The sequence below is a fragment of the Thalassolituus hydrocarboniclasticus genome (assembly GCF_025345565.1).
GTDB classification, from domain to species: domain Bacteria; phylum Pseudomonadota; class Gammaproteobacteria; order Pseudomonadales; family Oceanobacteraceae; genus Venatoribacter; species Venatoribacter hydrocarboniclasticus.
Genome location: NZ_CP054475.1, coordinates 1,695,868 through 1,712,643 on the forward strand (window position 1 = coordinate 1,695,868; position 16,776 = coordinate 1,712,643).

Annotated in this window: 13 protein-coding genes; 5 read left to right on the forward strand and 8 right to left on the reverse strand. The window is 52.4% G+C overall.

Features of this window, described 5'->3' with window-relative positions; all coding sequences use genetic code 11:
• Window positions 1-31: 31 nt before the first annotated feature.
• The 3 genes from HUF19_RS07465 to HUF19_RS07475 all read right to left on the reverse strand — a co-directional run bounded on the left by HUF19_RS07465 (window position 32) and on the right by HUF19_RS07475 (window position 3,805).
• Window positions 32-532: a discoidin domain-containing protein gene (locus tag HUF19_RS07465; protein ID WP_260999194.1), complete on the reverse strand. Its 501-nt coding sequence runs from the start codon at window positions 530-532 to the stop codon at window positions 32-34.
• Between the two features lie 280 nt (window positions 533-812).
• Window positions 813-3,227: a sensor histidine kinase gene (locus HUF19_RS07470; protein ID WP_260999195.1), complete on the reverse strand. Its 2,415-nt coding sequence runs from the start codon at window positions 3,225-3,227 to the stop codon at window positions 813-815.
• A 56-nt stretch (window positions 3,228-3,283) separates the two neighbouring features.
• The gene (locus HUF19_RS07475; RefSeq protein ID WP_260999196.1) at window positions 3,284-3,805 is read right to left on the reverse strand and encodes a hypothetical protein; all 522 of its coding nucleotides are present in this window, start codon (window positions 3,803-3,805) and stop codon (window positions 3,284-3,286) included.
• Between the two features lie 202 nt (window positions 3,806-4,007).
• Here HUF19_RS07475 and HUF19_RS07480 point away from each other — a divergent pair, with 202 nt between their 5' ends.
• From HUF19_RS07480 to HUF19_RS07500, 5 genes are read left to right on the forward strand one after another with little or no spacing between them, the layout of a single operon-like run.
• Window positions 4,008-5,507 carry a Wadjet anti-phage system protein JetA family protein gene (locus HUF19_RS07480; protein WP_260999197.1) on the forward strand — a complete coding sequence of 500 codons (1,500 nt, stop codon included), beginning with the start codon at window positions 4,008-4,010 and terminating at the stop codon, window positions 5,505-5,507.
• 2 nt (window positions 5,508-5,509) lie between these two features.
• A complete protein-coding gene (locus tag HUF19_RS07485; RefSeq protein ID WP_260999198.1) occupies window positions 5,510-6,499 on the forward strand; it encodes a DUF4194 domain-containing protein in 990 nt (329 codons plus the stop codon).
• Between the two features lie 5 nt (window positions 6,500-6,504).
• Window positions 6,505-10,161: an ATP-binding protein gene (locus tag HUF19_RS07490; protein ID WP_260999199.1), complete on the forward strand. Its 3,657-nt coding sequence runs from the start codon at window positions 6,505-6,507 to the stop codon at window positions 10,159-10,161.
• Entirely contained in the window at window positions 10,161-10,577 is a 417-nt protein-coding gene (locus tag HUF19_RS07495; protein WP_260999200.1) for a group II truncated hemoglobin, read from the forward strand. The genes HUF19_RS07490 and HUF19_RS07495 overlap by 1 nt, the downstream gene beginning before the upstream one ends.
• Entirely contained in the window at window positions 10,543-11,505 is a 963-nt protein-coding gene (locus HUF19_RS07500) for a DUF4124 domain-containing protein (RefSeq protein WP_260999201.1), read from the forward strand. Before HUF19_RS07495 ends, HUF19_RS07500 begins: the two co-directional genes overlap by 35 nt.
• Window positions 11,506-11,523: 18 nt before the next feature.
• On the opposite strand, the gene HUF19_RS07505 is transcribed toward HUF19_RS07500, so the two are convergent.
• The 5 genes from HUF19_RS07505 to HUF19_RS07525 form a co-directional block, all read right to left on the reverse strand.
• Window positions 11,524-12,168, reverse strand: a complete 645-nt coding sequence (locus HUF19_RS07505) for a response regulator (RefSeq protein WP_260999202.1) — start codon at window positions 12,166-12,168, stop codon at window positions 11,524-11,526.
• Complete coding sequence (locus HUF19_RS07510) at window positions 12,165-13,568, reverse strand: cache domain-containing protein (protein WP_260999203.1); 1,404 nt, start codon at window positions 13,566-13,568, stop codon at window positions 12,165-12,167. Before HUF19_RS07510 ends, HUF19_RS07505 begins: the two co-directional genes overlap by 4 nt.
• A 161-nt stretch (window positions 13,569-13,729) precedes the next feature.
• On the reverse strand, window positions 13,730-15,022 hold the full coding sequence (locus HUF19_RS07515) for a TRAP transporter large permease (protein WP_260999204.1): 1,293 nt from the start codon (window positions 15,020-15,022) through the stop codon (window positions 13,730-13,732).
• Window positions 15,019-15,549 carry a TRAP transporter small permease subunit gene (locus tag HUF19_RS07520; protein ID WP_366516549.1) on the reverse strand — a complete coding sequence of 177 codons (531 nt, stop codon included), beginning with the start codon at window positions 15,547-15,549 and terminating at the stop codon, window positions 15,019-15,021. The genes HUF19_RS07515 and HUF19_RS07520 overlap by 4 nt, the downstream gene beginning before the upstream one ends.
• Window positions 15,550-15,621: 72 nt before the next feature.
• Window positions 15,622-16,695, reverse strand: coding sequence for a TRAP transporter substrate-binding protein (locus tag HUF19_RS07525; protein ID WP_260999205.1), 1,074 nt, complete (start codon window positions 16,693-16,695; stop codon window positions 15,622-15,624).
• Window positions 16,696-16,776: the final 81 nt, after the last annotated feature.

Sequence of the window (16,776 nt, forward strand, 5' to 3'; positions counted from 1 at the left end):
TGGCAGTGTTGCTCTGCTTTTATTCTGATTTTTATTTGGTGGCAAATGCTTCCAGCTCAAAAAAGAGGTATGAGCGGCCATTTTTTGAGGTGATACGAATTGCGTTGGTTTGTCGCGGATCCATATTGCAGGTAATGAGTGTTTGGGTATTGCTACAACTTACTGTGTTGTTATTTTTATTGATGGGAATAAAGACAGAATTGATAGATAGCTCAATCAGGATGTCTGGATTGTCTCCGGTTGAAGCACTTTCAGCAAGTCGGGTGAGCTTAATGCTCTTGATGGCCTCTTCTTTTTTCAGGCTAATGATGATCGGTGTGTCAGGCTCACTGGTCCAGCTGGTATTGCTGTTGCCATCGATCAGGTTGTTGGCATCGTTGCTGTTATGGCTGCTGCTGGCGCTGGCTCCGCGAGAGAGCAGGGCAACATTGGTATCGGACTTCAGCCCCGGAATGCTGCTTTCGTTGCTGCTTCCACCACAGGCGCTGAGAACAAATACCGATGCAGCGATAAGGGAGAGTGCTGGTTTCATAATACTGCCTGCCGTGAAAATAATGATTACTCATTATAAAGATCTGCTGATTTTACGATCAATAACTAAGCCGGTGTCTGATGTAGAAAGGCGGGGATTGTCTATCACCTGGCTCCCACGCTCTGCGTGGTAGCCTTTGCTGGCACAGTTGCATTCCCACGCAGAGCGTAGGAACGAGGAAAAGAAGGTGTCTGATGTGTAAAGACCGGGAATGTCTATAAAAAAAACCGGGTCTTTGCCCGGTTTTTTATTCTGTGAATCAGGTTGTGTAAATCAGGCTTCAGGCACTGCTGTCGTTATGTTCTGCCGGCAGTGGGAAACGCACCACCAGATAAAATCCTTCGGCATCTTCCGGCCAGTCGATATGGCCATGCAGCAGTTCAGTGAGCAGATTATACGTCTGGTACAGACCCAGACCTTTGCTGCGTGCAGAGGAACGCTGGGTGGTATAGAACGGCATAAAGATGGCTTCGCGCTGCTCGGCGTCGATGCCTTTACCATTATCCTGATAATGCAGTTCCAGCTGTTCACCACGCTCGCGTAAATCAACGCTGATCTGCAGTTTGCCTTCGGCTTCCTGTTCCTGGTTGTGTACGCAGGAGTTATCAACCAGCTGATTAAGGATAATGTCCAGGGCTTCCGGGTAGGTTTGCCATTCGGTCAGATAGCTGTGAATGCCGGTGCGCAGTTTTACCTGCGGATGTTGTTGGCTGTTGGTATTACGCCATTGTTCGAGCCATGGGCGCAGCTCGATGATTTCGCTGGCGTACTGGTTTTCCAGTACCACGGCGTTTTTCATCAGTTGGTTAAGGCTGTTGAGGCGCTCAATACCATCGTGAATATGCACCAGCCCCTGTTGCAGTTGTTGCTGGGATTCTTCCGCACTCCAGTCGTCGTGGTGCTCGGATAGGAAGCTTTCGGCCAGACGGATATTGCCCAATGGCGTATTCATCTCATGGGCGATGCCCATTACCAGCTGGCGCAGTGCGAGGGTCTTTTCTTTTTGCAGGTGCATCAGCTCCTGCTCCTGCTGATATTGCTCGGTGACGTTCTGGCCGGAACCTATCCAGGCAGCGCGTTCGCCCGGAGCGCGTTTACGGATGGTCAGCGACACCATCAGGCGTTCGCCGGTCAACGGCTGCACCATCGCCACGACAAAGGCCTGTACGCGTCCGCTGTCGCGTAGTTTGCGCCACAGTTCACGACGTTTGCCGGCTTCGGCAATCAGGCTGTCGAAGCTTGGGTTGTCATTGCTGAAATGATTCTGCTCGCTGTAACCGAGCATGGTGCGCCAGGCCGGATTGGATTTCAGGAAAAACCCTTCTTCGTCGAGCTGGAATTTACCGGTCAGCGAGTTCTGGTACAGGTCTTCGTAGTCACGCAAATACTGAATGGCGTCTTCCTGACTTTTCAGCATCGCTTTACGCGCCGCCAGCTGATCTTTCTGCAGGCGCATAATACGCTCCCCCAGTGCCAGCGACAGCAGCAGGACTTCCATCACGGAGCCGATCTGATAGGCATACAGGGTAAAGGTATTGGTCGGAACCAGACCCAGGCTGCGGGCATTGGCGAGAATCAGGCCGGCAATCAGCATCATCCAGGCAATGGTAAAGAAGCGTGCGGCTGATTCACCACCGATCCAGACCCTGATGCTGACAATAAGAGCCGAGGCGGTAATTAACATGCTGAGCAGATTGTTAATCGGCACCATCACTTCGTAATGCAGCAATGGAATCATCAGCAGGGTGATAAAGGTAATGGCGGTATAGGCGCGGAACAGGCGGTAAGCCGCCGGGCTGTGTTGCTTCAGGCGTAAAAAATTGGGCACAAAGAAGCACAGAATCAGCTGGTTAAGCGAAAAAGCCAGTAAAAATGCGGTGTTATTAATGATCGGCAGGTCCGGCCAGAAGAACTGGAAGGCCGAGCCTTCGTAGGTCATATGAAACAGCAGGAACGACAGCACAAAGGTTGAATAGTAGAGATAGCTGCGCTCGCGGGTGGCGAAGAAAATAAACAGATTATAAAGGCCCATTACCAGCATGGTGGCGTAATAGCCGCCGCGCAGGATGTTATTGGTCAGCAGTTCATTGTGCAGCGTCTGGCCATCGACCAGGCTGGCTGGTAACTGATAGGTGCCGTGGGTTTCAACGCGCAACAGCAGCAGGTAGTCCTGCCCCTTATCGGTTGGCAGATGAATAATGGTGTTCGGGTGCGACACATCGCGGTTGATATCAAACGGCTGTAAATCACCGGCCTGTTTGTGCACACATTCGCTGCTTTGTTTGTAAGGGCGCGGACACAGGTACATATCGACCTGATCAAGCAGGGAATAGCGGTTCCACAGGTACCAGTCGATCAGGCTGCCGGTGCTGATTGGTGTGCGCAGCCAGAAGGCTGAATCGCTGAAGCCAAAATTCAGACTGTCGGATTCGCTGTTCTGCCAGCTGTCGGTCTGCATTGCCGCATCCAGTGTCAGGCTGCGGTGCGGATCTTCCAGCCACTGGCTGTGGCGGCCAATACTGAAGTCGCCGGGCGCATTCAGGTTTAATACCGGTACCGAAACCTGCTGGGCGCTGTCCTCACCCAGTGCTGCCTCTGCGGCAAACGTCGTCACTAACAACGCAACAAATACTGAGAACAGGCGCAGCAGTTTATTTGGCTGGCTAAGGAATAACACGCAACTGGCTTTAGCCATGGAATCATCCTGAATATGAAAAAGTTTGAATGCTGACGATGCAGATCGCTGAAAGTTTACTGGTTATAGGCGAGCGCCAGAATGAGCAGGGTCAACCAGCCAACCAGTCCGGCAACAATAGCGGCCCAGTTCTGGCCGGACAGCTCGGTGTTCTGCGCAAAGAAATGCAGATGTTTATCGTGAATCTGGTTGATGCTCTGGTTCGCCAGCAAATTGGGCAGCAGGGTCATCAGGTGGAGCAGAATTCCCCAGGGATGGCCAGTCGCCAGTAACCACAGCGGCACCAGGGTGAAAACCAGAAACAACAGATAAATACGTAAAGGCGACCAGCGTGGTGTCACGTTTTCAATCCGTGCGCGCTGGTGTACCCGGCGATACAGGTCGTACTGATAAATCACCGCCAGTACAGTGCGCAGCAGCGGGTTGACCGCCTGACCGCGACGCTGCAGCTGCAGCCAGTTGCGGTAGGTCCAGAACAGCGCGTAGATACCAAAGGTCGCCAGAGTCAGTTCGATCAGTTTCTCGGTGCCGACCTGAAAAAAGGTGGCCTTGCGCTGTTGTTCCGGGTGGGGCTGCATAGTGGCGGCGTCCTGAATGGGTGCATCCTGAGTTATTACGGCGGCAGTATACCCCGGCTGTTTGCACGGGGAAATGCCGTCAGCGCCTTCATAATGTCAGCGCTGATGCGGGTTGGCGGGGGATGTGTCGCGGCGCTGGTCATTGGCTCAGGCTTTCAGTAATCTAGCCGGTCATTTAATCCGCCTTACAGATACGTTTTGTATGTTTTTTGAACAGGAACGAGGGCAGTTTTTCCGCCCGTTGACCGGCAAGTACCGCGCCCAGGTGATGGAGAGCCTGCGTGAGCTGTACCAGCGCCTGTACAGCTCCAGCAGTGCCGATTACGGTCAGGCTCTGGCCCGCGATACCCTGATTGAAATCTTTCAGGAGGCACTGGTGCGAGCGCCACTGCTGGCCGATGACGGCGCGGCCGGTGATGACGACACGCCGGGTACCGACGACAACAGCGAAGGCCGTTTCCGCACCAGCCGCGATCAGGCCGTCTGGGTGCTGAATCAGCTGCTGGAACATGGCTGGATTGAAAAACAGGTCGACGAGGCCACGCTGCAGAGCACCTTTGCCTTCAGCCGTTATGGCCGGCTGTTTACCGAGCCTTTTGTGGCCGAAAGCCGCAGTATGGCGCGCACCCGTCACCGCAATACGCGCAATACCCGTAACTCGCTCGAATCCTTTCTGGAGCGCGGCGATATTTACGATCTGCTGGACGCCTATGAATATTCCGAGCGCATCATCAGCGATTTCACCGATGTGATCGCCGAACTGGAAGAGCGTAAACGCGATCTGGTGCGCGAAATGGAAGATCAGCTGCTGGTACAGCGTGCCAGTGAAGCCTTCTTTGATTTTATGGAAAACCGTTTTCAGCCGGATTTGTCGGTACGTTTATCGGCCGATAATGTGGAAAAACACCGTGACCAGATCAGCCAGTTGATTAATGGCATCCGCAAACGCGACAAAACCTTTAAAGCCAATGCCGAGCGTCGTCTGCGCGAATTGTTGCCGGATCTGGCGCAGGAAGGGCAATCGGTACTCTGGACCATCCTTGACGGTATCGAAATGCGTTTGCGTAATGCCTCCGACATTATGTTGCCGGCCCTGCGCAAAGCGCTGCAAAGCTTTACCAAGCGCGCCGATATTATTATCCGCCAGATGAGTTATCTGGCCTCGCAGCAGCACAACGATGTGCTGGCGGTCTGTAAGCGTCTGGCAGCGATGCCGGAAAAACAACAGAACGCCTTGCTGGATAAAGCCGCCGAGCGTATGGCTGTACCACAGATTGCACTGGTTGATCCGGGGCAGGTGCGCCTTGCAGCACCGCGCCAGCGGCGCATGATTGATGCCGCCGTTGATGATGGTCAGGGCGATTTTGATGTGGATGCACGCAAGGATATTTATATCCAGCAGGTGCTGGATCAGGCCTTCCTGGTGAATCAGCAAGCGTTGAAAACCTATATGCAGAAACATCTGGGCAGTGGCCGTAAAGTGTCTACCCGTGAATTACCGATTGAAAATGCCAAAGATTTTCTCGCCGTTGCTCATGCCATCGGGCTGGGTGCGGCTGACGGTTTATCCAGTGAATTTGAATTCCGCATTGAATACGACGAGCAGGCCGATACTGAGCGTGCTGACGGCGCTGAAAACAGCGCCACGTATTTCCTGAAAAAAGACCACTTCACCTTCGAGCTGGTGCAGAAAGAGTCCTGAATATGTTGCAGATCATTGAAAAAGAGTTAGAAAAAGAAGGCCTCAGCCAGCGTGATTTTTCCGAATTACTGGTACGCCTGCTGGATTATGGCGTTGTCTGCCGTGACGAAAGCCAGATTGAACAGCAGCTGTACGACCGCTACCTGCGACTGGAAGAATTAATCGGCGATTATCTGTCGCTGCTGGGCATCCGTATTCAGCACGACCGCCGTTTTCAGTTTGTGCGTTTATATCCGCCCGGTGCCCAGGTGCCCGGCATGGTGGATGATCCGCAGAACAGCGGTGCCCAGGCATTCCGCAGCCGCTTAAATCAGAACGAAGTGGCGTTGATTCTGGTGCTGCGCGCGCAATATGACAAAGCACTGCGCGAAGGCATGGTGGATGAACAGGGCTGCGTCATGGTATCGCTGGAAGCGCTCAGCATTGCCATGAAAAATCTGCTGAAACGTACCTTGCCGGAAAACCTGACTGAGCGTAAAGCGTTGTTCCGCCGCTTAAAACAATTACGCCTGGTGCAGATTGCCAACGAAGATACCTTAACCGACGGCGATATGTGGCTGCGTGTACGGCCGATGATTATGAGCTATGTTTCCGATCAGGTGCTGTCGGAATTAATGGAAGACGAGCAGCAGGACAATGCAGATGCCACCGGGCAGCCGGTTTCTTCAGAGGCAGGTGAAACCGCAGAAAATGCCAGCACTGACGATTCGGACGCGTCTCTGCAGGCTGCAGCAGAAGAAGAGGCTGTAACAGAAGAGGCTGCCGACAAGACGGAAGAGGTTGCTGACGAAGCCGCTGATAACAGCGCCGAAGTAACAGAAGCCGCGACTGACGATGCGGTGATGACAGCAGAGAGCGACGCGACCGCTGCCGAAGAGCCTGCAGCCACGGCAGAAGAATCAACGGCTACTGCTGCAGAGCAGGCGCCGGAAGAAACAGAAGAGCAGGCAGCCGACAGTAAAAAACAACCTGCCAGTTTGTTTGGGGAATAATTGTCATGTTTTTAAAGAAGTTTATTTACGTTAACTGGGGCAATATTCCGGCCACCGAATTTGAATTCGGCCCGATTAATTTACTGTCTGGCGGTAACGGCTCCGGTAAAACCACCGCAGCCGATGCGATTCAGACCATTATGACCGCCGCCCACGATACGCTGTTTCATTACAACCCGGGTCAGGATGAAGCGACCCAGCGTGGCCGTGGTAAAAACGTCCGTACCCTGGCGTCTTATGTACTGGGTTGTGACGACGGCAGTTATGCCCGCCCGAATGGTGCTGTGGGTTATCTGGCTGCGGTTTTTCATCCGACCGTTGGTGCCGATGGCAGTGCTGGTGAAAGTGGTGAACCTTTTACCGCCATTATTGGTGTCAGTGCATCCATCGATCGTGCCGGCAGTCAGCCGGTGGCGCGTCAGAATGATCTGCAGTTTTATATCGTCACCGAACAGCTGACGCTGTCGGATTTTCTGCACGACGATAAAGACGGTCAGCGCAATGTGATCGAGCTGAATAAATTGCCCGGTCATCTGAAAGGGCGCATGGATGCCAGCAATATCGAAAAATACGATACCAAAAAACAATATCTGCGCCGTCTGTACGGAGCACTGCGTGGCCGCACCGACGCGGTGAGTGAGCGCGAAGCAATGAATGCCGCGCGTACCTTCTCACGCTTTATGGCGTATAAACCGGTGAAAAGCATCAACGGTTTTGTTGCCAATGAAATTCTTGAAGCCAAAGATCTGGGCGATGCAATCCGCAGCGTATCCGATCTGATGAAAACCATTTATGCGATGGAATCGGATGCCAATACCCTGGCAGAAACCATCGCCATTCTGAGCAATACCAAAGGTGCCTCACAGCGTTATATCGATCAGTGGATCGACTACAACGTACTGGAATACACCGCCGCCAAGAGCCGCTATATCAATGATCAGCGGGCATATCTGGCCGCTAAAGAAAAGCAGCAGGGCATCCGTGAGCGTCTGCATAAAGCGGAAAAAGAACGGGAAACCGCACAGGAACGTCGCAAGCAGTTGCGTGAGCAGCTGATCAGCATGGAAGCCCAGCGTCGTGGTATCGATGCGCTGCAGGATAAAGACGCTGCCGAACAAGCCATTGCCGAAGGCAAAAAACAATTACAGCAGCAGGCCATTCCGCTGCTGGAGCAGGACCAGTTATTACAGGCCTCGTTGCGTGCTACCGAACTGGTGTACGGCGCGCTGCAGAAAACCTCCATCGGTCTGGAAATTCCGACTCTGGGGCAAAAGAAAATTATCGATCAGGCCAAACAGGTTCTGGCGATTAAAGATCAGGGCGCGGTCGATTTCCGCAAGCTGCTGGGTAAAGACTGGGTTGATCTGTCACCGCTGGAAGCGCATCTGGATGATGCCCAGCAACAGCAGATGCTGGTGAACCAGTGGCGTGAGCGTTTCCATTCCACCGAACTGGAAAGCAGTGGTATTTCCCTGCGCGATCAGATTGCCAAACAGGTTGATCGCCGCGAACAGAAGCTGCAACAGATTCAGGGCCGCATGGCGCAGAAGCAGGCGGATATCGACAGTCTGGAATCGCGTCAGCTGAATTATCCGGGCTTTGTCCGTCAGGCACTGGAAGCGATTCGCCGGGAATGTCCGCAGGCTGATCCGCGCGTACTGGCCGACTATGTGGAAATTACCGACCCGCAATGGCAGAGCGCCATTGAAGGTTATATCGGCGGTGCCCGTTTCAGCATTATTGTGGAATCGGTATTCGAAGCCGAAGCCGCGCATATTTTGCGTTCTATTCCGGGCGGAAGCCGGGCGCGGGTTATTCAGGGCGAAAAAGCGAAAAAAGACTGTGAACGCCTGAAGTTATCCGATAAATCCATTATTCATTTAATGGAATTTGAGCACGCTACCGCGCGTTATTACCTCGAGGCCAGTTACGGTTCGGTTGAGCAGGTGGCCGACGCACAGGCGCTGCGTATGACCCGTCGTGGTGTCACCAAAGACGGCCTGGGTTCCGGTGCTTATTCGGTTTATCGCTGTGACCTTGACGATACCGAACTGGTGTTTGGTCTGGGCGCCCGTGAGCGCGCGCTGGCGGCGAAAAAAGCAGAATATGAGGCTCTGGTTGAGCAGGCTAACGAAGCGGCTTACCAGCTGAAACAGGTACAGCAATTACTGGATGCGGTTAATTTGCTGCGCCATGTGAGTTTTGCCGATCAGATGCAGCAGATGCTGGATACCCAGTATCAGATGCAGCAGGCCGAACAGGCATTAAGCAATGTGGATCTGTCTGACTTCTCGCAGCTTGAAAGTCAGTTCGATGCGCTGAAAGAAAAAGCCGATGATCTGGATGCCCAGATTAAAGAACTTGATGGTGAGCTGGGACGTTTACAGCAACAGCTGAATGACAGCGAAAAGCAGTGCAAAAATCTGAGTGATCAGCAGGAACAGACATCGGAAGTGGCGGACAGCAAAGAAGAAGCCCTGCGCCATATTGTCAGCGTCTGGCCGGAGTTCGATACCGAAGCCCGGCTGGCAGCAGCAGATACCGAAGCACAGGAAAGTCCGGCTGAAGCGATTGAAAATCACCGTAAAAGCATCAGTCAGGAGCTTAATTCCACGGCTTATGAAATCGAGCGCAATATTGCCGAACATAATCTGCGTTGTCAGACCATGGATGCCATTGTCTATACCCCGGATTATCGTCAGGAACACAGTATTGCCTTCTTTAAAACCGTTTGTGGTCTGGAGCGCGAAGTCGAACGTGTTTATAACCGCCTGAAAAATAATATTCTGGTGGAGAAACAGGACAAACTGGTGCAGCTGCGCGAAAGCTTTAATAACGCTTTCGTAACCAACCTGTGTCACTCCATTTATCAGGCAATTAATGATGGTAAGCGCATCCTTGAAGACCTGAATAAAGAACTGGCACACCATCAGTTTGGTGCTGACCGGGAAACCTACTGGTTCGATTGGCAGTGGGTGCCGGAGTACAAAGAATACTGGCAGTTCTTCGAAGAAATTATCAAAAATCCGAGCCTTGGCGACGGTGCGACACTCTTTACCGCTGATCTGTCGAAAAACTCCAAGCGTGTGCGTGATCACCTGATGACCATGCTGCTCGACGATGATGAGCAGAAAGCCATGCGTGAGCTGGAGCGGATTTCCGATTATCGTAATTACCGTGCCTACGAAATTTACAAGCAACCGGCCAATAAAGAGCCGATTGCACTGAGCCAGTACGGTACCGGCTCCGGCGGTCAGCTGGAAACTCCGGCTTATATTATCCGCTCGGCGGCTATTACCTCGGCCTTCCGCTTTAACGAAGGGGATACCCATCTGCGCGTGGTGCTGGTGGATGAAGCCTTCTCGAAAATGGATGAAACCCGCTCGAAAGAGGTGATTAATTACCTCACTGAAAGTCTGGGGCTGCAGCTGTTGTTTATTATGCCAACCAGTAAATCCGGTCCGTTTATGGATCTGATTTCCAACCAGTTTGTGTTCTCCAAAGTACCGCTGACCGGTGGTCAGAAAAAAGGTGAACTGCAGACCCGGGTACTGATTGACCGTCAGCAGTGCAATCAGGAAAAAGTCAAAGAGTTGTGGGCGAATCATCGTCGTACCATCCGCCATCAGGCAGCGCTCGACTTTATGGAGGAGTTTGCCTGATGAATGACTCGGTAGAAGAAAAACGTCCTTATGGGCAGGGCGATGCCTCTTTTCAGGCAGCCGGTGGCTTTGATGGTATCAAAGCCCTGGTTGATGATTTTTATACGGCGATGGATACCCTGCCGGAAGCGGCGCATATCCGCGCGATGCATCCGGCCGATTTATCAACCTCGGCGGATAAACTGACGCGCTTTTTGTGTGGCTGGCTCGGTGGTCCGCGTTTATTCAGCGAAAAATACGGCCCGATTGCGATTCCTAAATTTCATCAGGCATTTCCTATCGGTCCGGCGGAGCGCGACGCCTGGTTGCTGTGCATGAAAGTCGCAGCGGCGAAGCAGCCCTTTGCTGATGACTTTAAAACTTACCTGCTGGAGCAGCTCTATGTGCCGGCGGAACGCAGTCGCAGCCGCGATTAAGCTCGTTATCTTCTGGCTGCTGAGCGCTTCCGTTGCTCAGGCAGCCGTGTACCGCTGGGTTGATGAACGCGGCCAGGTACACTTTTCTGATAAGCCCCATAAACAGGCCGAAGTGCTGGAGCTGAAAACGCAGGGTAATAATGGCTGGCAGCCATTGGATATCCGCGTTATTCAGGAGGGCAGTCTGGCTTCAGCCGCCCAGCAGCTGGATCTGGCGCGTATTCAGCGTGAAGTGAATGAGGTTTACCGCTTTTACGATCAGGTGATTTATTTTGATTTTTACCGCCAGGTGCCGGTGAAAATTCATCTGCTGGCTGATCAGCGTGAATATATGGCCTTTGTGAAGCGTATCTCCGGATACTCGGCCGCCAATTCCCTGGGGGTATATCTGTCAAAAACCCATGAAATTGCGGTGTTTATTCACGATGATGCTCTGGGCGGAATTGAAAGCACTTACAGAACCATCCGCCACGAAGCCAGTCATGCGATTCTGCATTCTCTGGCGCAGATACTACCGGACTGGCTGAATGAAGGCATGGCCGAGCAAATGGAAACACTCAGCTATAGCCCGGAAGGCTTTTTAATCAGCAGTCATGACAGTAACCGCCGCAGTTTTCTGGCCCGGAAAAACAAGGCGATGGACGTGCTGAAATTTATCGAAGTACGCAGCGACGACTGGCGTAATTCCAATCACCGGCGTGGGGTCAATCAGCAGATGGCGGGGCAGCTGGTGTATATGCTGCTGTCGACCACTTATGGCCGTAGTCTGATTACGCGTTTATTGCAGGATTATAAACGTGGGGTGAATATGCGCGCGTTTTACTTACTGGATGAACACTATATTGGTGGTTCCCAGGCGCTGAAAACACACTGGGAAAACTGGCTTAAAACAGAGATGCGGCAACCAGCGATAATTCGTCTGCAATAAGCATAAAACGGCCGCGGTTCAGCGGCGGATAATCCCATGATCCAGCGCGTAGCGGATTAACCCGGCAGAATTACCGATGCCCAGCTTTTGTTTGATCTTCAGCCGGTGCGCTTCCACCGTACGGACAGAAATATCCAGTTCGCGGGCGATTTCTTTATTACCCAGTCCTTCGGCCAGGCGGGCCAGTACGTCTTCTTCGCGTGGGCTTAATACATCTTCGCTGGCAGCGGGGCGGGGGCGGCCAAATTCGCTGAACAGGGTTTTGGCAACGCTGGAGCTGAAGTAAGTACCACCCTGATGTACGGTCTGCACGGCAAGAATCAGCTCTTCCGGCGCCACGTCTTTTAACACGTAACCGGCGGCTCCGGCCTGAATCACTTTCATAATGTATTCGCGGTCATCGTGCATGGTAATGATCAGCAAGCGGATGTCCGGCATCTGTTCCTGAAAGGCGATACAGGCTTCGAGACCGTTCATGACCGGCATGGATATATCCAGCAAGACAACGTCCGGATGGTGCTCTGCCGCAGCTGCCAGCGCTTCTTCACCATTACTGACATCGGCGACCACGCTCAGGCCTTCGCTTTCGAGGCTGACTTTAAGCCCTTCACGCACCATCGGGTGGTCATCGGCAATAATCAGGCGAATGGGTTTGCTGTTCATAATTGATTGGCCTCGTCCGGATTAAGGAAAAATTCCGCGCGAATGAGTGTACCCTGTGTGCGCCGGCTGCGGACACTAAACTTTCCGCCTACAAGTTCGACCCGTTCACGCATGTTCATCAGGCCGATACCGCTCTGATCTTCTTCGAGAGAAAACCCGCAGCCGTTGTCTTCCATTTCAATCAGAACGCTCTGCAGGTTATGGCTGATATTCAGGCTGACCTGAGTCGCTTCGGCATGTTTTTGTACATTGGTAATGGCTTCCTGTACCAGACGATACAATGTCATTTCAATGGCATCGGGCAGGCGGGTTTCCGGCAGGCGGATACGCCGTTTTACCCGTATTTTTCCCGACTCGCTGATATTGTCGAGCAGACTGTGCAATGCCGCTTCAAGGCCCAGATCATCAAGCATCACCGGACGCAGATTGTGTGATACCCGGCGTACTTCCTGAATCGACATATTAAGCATGTCGGTGGCTTTATGCAGATGTTCACGGGCATCTTCATGGGGCCATTTTTTATCCGCCAGGTTTAAGCGCAATTTGGCGGATACCAGCATCTGATTAATGCCATCATGCAACTCTCGGGCAAAGGTCCGGCGCTGCATAACCTGAAAGGCGACCGAACGGTGTGCCAGATCCTGCAGGCGCTGATCGGCCAGCTGGGTGGCATGAATATTAATAATAATAACGATGATAACGACCAGCGCTAGGGTAACGGCCAGCAACACGGACGCTGCGAGAAAGGTGCGGCGTACATTGGTATTTACTTTATTCTGCAGTGAGCGGGTTTCAGCGGCGATGTCATCGACGTACAGGCCGGTGCCCATCATCCAGTTAAGGTAGGGAATATTGACGACGTAACTGAGCTTGTTTTCCTGACCGGACAGTGATGGTTTATTCCAGATATAACGGTAAAACCCACCACCTTTACCCGCCAGTGCCAGCAGATCGCGGATAACATACTGGCCGTTATCGTCCTGAAAATCGATCATGGGTTGGCCGACCAGATCCGGCTGTGCCGGGTGCACAAGGTTGGTGCCCTTCTGGTCGTAAACAAAAAAGTAGCCATCGTTGCCGTAGGTGAGCCCTTGCAGGATGCGTTTGATTTCATACTCTGCCCGTGACTGGTCGAGGCCATATTCCAGTTCTTCCAGAACCGGATTAATCGATGTCATGGCCAGGCTGACATAATCGACCAGTGCTTTGCGTTTACTGGCCAGTACATTTTCTTCGAATATGGCCACCTGTTGCTGTGCCAGTTGCTGTGCCTGACGCTGGGTTATCCAGGTAATAGTCAGGGTGAGTGCAACCAGTGGCAATACGGTAAGCAGCAGGATCTTGGCTTTTAACGTCAGATTCATACCCGGTGGCCGTGGCGGAATTAAGATGTTACTCATCTTAGAGCCTGTGAGCCCGGATAGATAGCGTACAGATATGGCTCTGTACCATGGGGGTTGATTCGCTGATCATGGTATTTCTTATCATTATTATTGTTAGCTGAACGGGGCTGATAAGCAGGCTTCTGCAACCGTGTCCGGTTGCAGAAGCCTGGTTTGTATTAGTCGAGCAGGCCATACCATTCAGGGAACAGCAGGATGGAGATCACCACGCCGACCTGCATTAAAATAAAAGGAATAACGCCGCGATAAATATCCATAGTGCGGACACCGGCGGGTGCGACCCCTTTTAAATAGAACAGGCTGAAACCAAAAGGCGGTGTCAGGAAAGATGTCTGCAGGTTCATGGCAATCAGAATGGCGAACCAGACCGGAGCAATGCCCAGTGCATTAGCAACCGGTGCCAGAATCGGTACGATGATAAAGCTGATTTCCACGAAGTCGATAAAGAAGCCAAGAATCATAATGGCCACCATCGACAGAATCAGGAAGCCCATCGCGCCACCAGGCATATCAGACAGCAGTTCCTCAACAATATAATCGCCACCGGTATAACTGAATGCCATGGAGAACGCCGTTGCACCAAGCAGAATAGCAAATACCATAGCCGTAATTTTTACCGTTTCCTGCGACGCTTCATACACCATTTTCCAGTTAAACTGGCCATAAACAGCCGCCAGAAGCAGGGCGCCAACACCACCCAGTGCAGACGATTCTGTCGGTGTGGCAATACCGGCGAAAATAGAACCCAACACGACCAGAATAAGAGCCAGAGGAGGAATAATCGCTTTTAATGCGCGGATATATTGCTCATGACGATGGGTTAAATCGTCGTCCATCGGCAGGGCAGGTGCAGCTTCTGGTTTAATCCAGGTGTAGATCAGGATATACACCACGTAGCAGCCAATCAGCACCAGACCGGGCGCTAATGCTGCCTGGAATAAGTCGCCAACGGGAATGCCTAATACATCACCGAGAATAATCAGAATAATGGATGGCGGAATAATCTGCCCCAGTGTTCCGGAGGCACAGATAGTGCCGCAGGCAAGGGATTTATCGTAATTGTATTTCAGCATAACCGGCAGGGAGATTAATCCCATCGCAACAACCGATGCGCCAACAACGCCGGTAGAGGCGGCTAATAAAGCACCGACAAGAACCGTGGAAATAGCCAGGCCACCACGCACACCACCAAAGAGTTTACCCATGGCCTCCAGCAGCTGTTCTGCCAGCTTGGTACGCTGCAGAACGATACCCATAAAGATAAACAGTGGCACTGCCATCAGGGTGACGTTTTCCATAATGCTCTGCACGCGGAAAGGCATAAAAGCAAAAATGTCCGGGCCTTCAGCAAACACACCAAAAATAAGGGCGACACCGCCAAAGGTAAACGCCACCGGGAAGCCGAAAATCAGCATCAGCAGTGCGACGAAAAACATAATAATACCGATCATAAAAGCCCCCGGTCGATTTTGGTTTCATGCTCATCTTTCAGGGCAATTACGCTGTTCAGAATCATTGCAATACCGGATATAGCCGTGGCAAAAAATGCAAATGGAATAACGGCTTTAATAATCCAGCGATTGCTCAGGCCACCGGGATCGCCGGAGGTTTCGCCCAGGTTCCAGGCTTCATGCGCAAAATCGATACCGTACCAGCCGACCAGCAGGCAAAACGGGATCAGTAACAGCAGGCCGCCGGCAATATCAATAATGGCTTTGCGGCGGATGGATAAATTTTCATACACCAGATCCACGCGCACATGACCACCGGCCCGCAGCGTGTAAGGAACACCCAGCATGAACATGGCGGCAAACAGATGCCATTCCATTTCCTGCATCGCGATGGAAACTTCGTTCAGGGCGTAACGCATGACAACGTCAATAAACACGTTCATCAGCATCAGAATAAAAAGCACAGCGGCGACTGTGCCGAGAAAATCGGAAAAGCGATTAATGGCCCGTTCTGCCTTAATCAGCATAATGCACTCCCGTTTGCCCCCGCCGGACTGGGTAAGTCCGGCGGGGCGTCTGTCGTTGTTATTGGGGCCTGATCAGTCGGCGCTGTTCAGGTACGCTTTATCAGAGATGTCAGTCCAGCGGCGGGCTTTTTTCAGATAAGTCGCCTGCGAGTCGAGAATTTCTTTAGCCAGCGGATCTTTTGCCGCGCTTTCTGCCAGCAATTCGCTGTTGGCTTCAGCCAGTGCTTTCATGACGTCAGCCGGGAAAGTACGGATCTGAACTTTAGGATAGTCTTTATCCAGTACGGCCATGTTCTCGGCGGATTCGTGGTACGACTGGATATACATATCGTAGGCTGCGGTACGCATAGCGACGCGCAGGATTTCCTGCAGATCCGCAGGCAGGCGGTCCCATGAACGCTTGTTGATCATGAATTGCAGTTCGGTCGCAGGCTCATGCCAGCCGGTATAGTAGTAAGGGGCGATCTTGTGGAAGCCCATGCGCAGATCCAGAGACGGGCCAACCCATTCCAGTGCATCGATGGTGCGGCGCTCAAGGGCAGTGTACAGCTCGCCTGGCGGGATATTGGTCGGGCTGGCGCCCAGTTTGGCCAGAACCTCACCGGCAAAGCCCGGAATACGCATTTTCAGGCCTTTCAGGTCTTCCAGACTGTTGATTTCTTTCTGGAACCAACCACCCATCTGGTTACCGGTGTTACCGCCCGGGAAGCTCAGGATATTGAACTCACCGTACACTTTTTCCATCAGCTCCATGCCGCCGCCGTAGTAGAACCAGGCATATTGTTCAGGTGCTGTCATACCGAATGGCATGGTGGTGAAATACAGCGTATTCGGTACTTTGCCTTTCCAGTAATAAGACGCTGAGTGGCCCATATCGTACTGACCGGCACGCACCATATCGAACACGCCAAAGGCTGACTTGTGCTTGTTGGCGGAGTCGATGGTGATCTGCAAACGGCCATTCGACATTTTCTCAGCCATGGCAGCCATATTACGCGGTGCATCACCAAAAACGGGGAAGTTCGTCGGCCAGCTTTCGGCCAGTTTCAGACGGTATACTTTCTCGTCTGCCTGAGCAGTACCAAAGATAGCCAGACTGCAGGCAGCGGCTACCAGTACCTGTTTAAAGCGGGATAGGCGGATCATGGTTATTATCCTTTTTAGTGTTTCAGATTGATTGTGCGCACCTGTAAAAAGGCACAGCACACCCTGACTTTTCGAGTGTGC

What these genes read in the sequence shown, in the direction of transcription:
- HUF19_RS07520 (WP_366516549.1), bottom strand. Translation starts at nt 15,549, where the DNA reads ATGCTGATTAAGGCAGAACGGGCCATTAATCGCTTTTCCGATTTTCTC.
- HUF19_RS07525 (WP_260999205.1), bottom strand. Translation starts at nt 16,695, where the DNA reads ATGATCCGCCTATCCCGCTTTAAACAGGTACTGGTAGCCGCTGCCTGC.
- HUF19_RS07510 (WP_260999203.1), bottom strand. Translation starts at nt 13,568, where the DNA reads ATGAGTAACATCTTAATTCCGCCACGGCCACCGGGTATGAATCTGACG.
- HUF19_RS07475 (WP_260999196.1), bottom strand. Translation starts at nt 3,805, where the DNA reads ATGCAGCCCCACCCGGAACAACAGCGCAAGGCCACCTTTTTTCAGGTC.
- HUF19_RS07470 (WP_260999195.1), bottom strand. Translation starts at nt 3,227, where the DNA reads ATGGCTAAAGCCAGTTGCGTGTTATTCCTTAGCCAGCCAAATAAACTG.
- HUF19_RS07495 (WP_260999200.1), top strand. Translation starts at nt 10,161, where the DNA reads ATGAATGACTCGGTAGAAGAAAAACGTCCTTATGGGCAGGGCGATGCC.
- HUF19_RS07490 (WP_260999199.1), top strand. Translation starts at nt 6,505, where the DNA reads ATGTTTTTAAAGAAGTTTATTTACGTTAACTGGGGCAATATTCCGGCC.
- HUF19_RS07500 (WP_260999201.1), top strand. Translation starts at nt 10,543, where the DNA reads ATGTGCCGGCGGAACGCAGTCGCAGCCGCGATTAAGCTCGTTATCTTC.
- HUF19_RS07465 (WP_260999194.1), bottom strand. Translation starts at nt 532, where the DNA reads ATGAAACCAGCACTCTCCCTTATCGCTGCATCGGTATTTGTTCTCAGC.
- HUF19_RS07515 (WP_260999204.1), bottom strand. Translation starts at nt 15,022, where the DNA reads ATGATCGGTATTATTATGTTTTTCGTCGCACTGCTGATGCTGATTTTC.
- HUF19_RS07485 (WP_260999198.1), top strand. Translation starts at nt 5,510, where the DNA reads ATGTTGCAGATCATTGAAAAAGAGTTAGAAAAAGAAGGCCTCAGCCAG.
- HUF19_RS07480 (WP_260999197.1), top strand. Translation starts at nt 4,008, where the DNA reads ATGTTTTTTGAACAGGAACGAGGGCAGTTTTTCCGCCCGTTGACCGGC.
- HUF19_RS07505 (WP_260999202.1), bottom strand. Translation starts at nt 12,168, where the DNA reads ATGAACAGCAAACCCATTCGCCTGATTATTGCCGATGACCACCCGATG.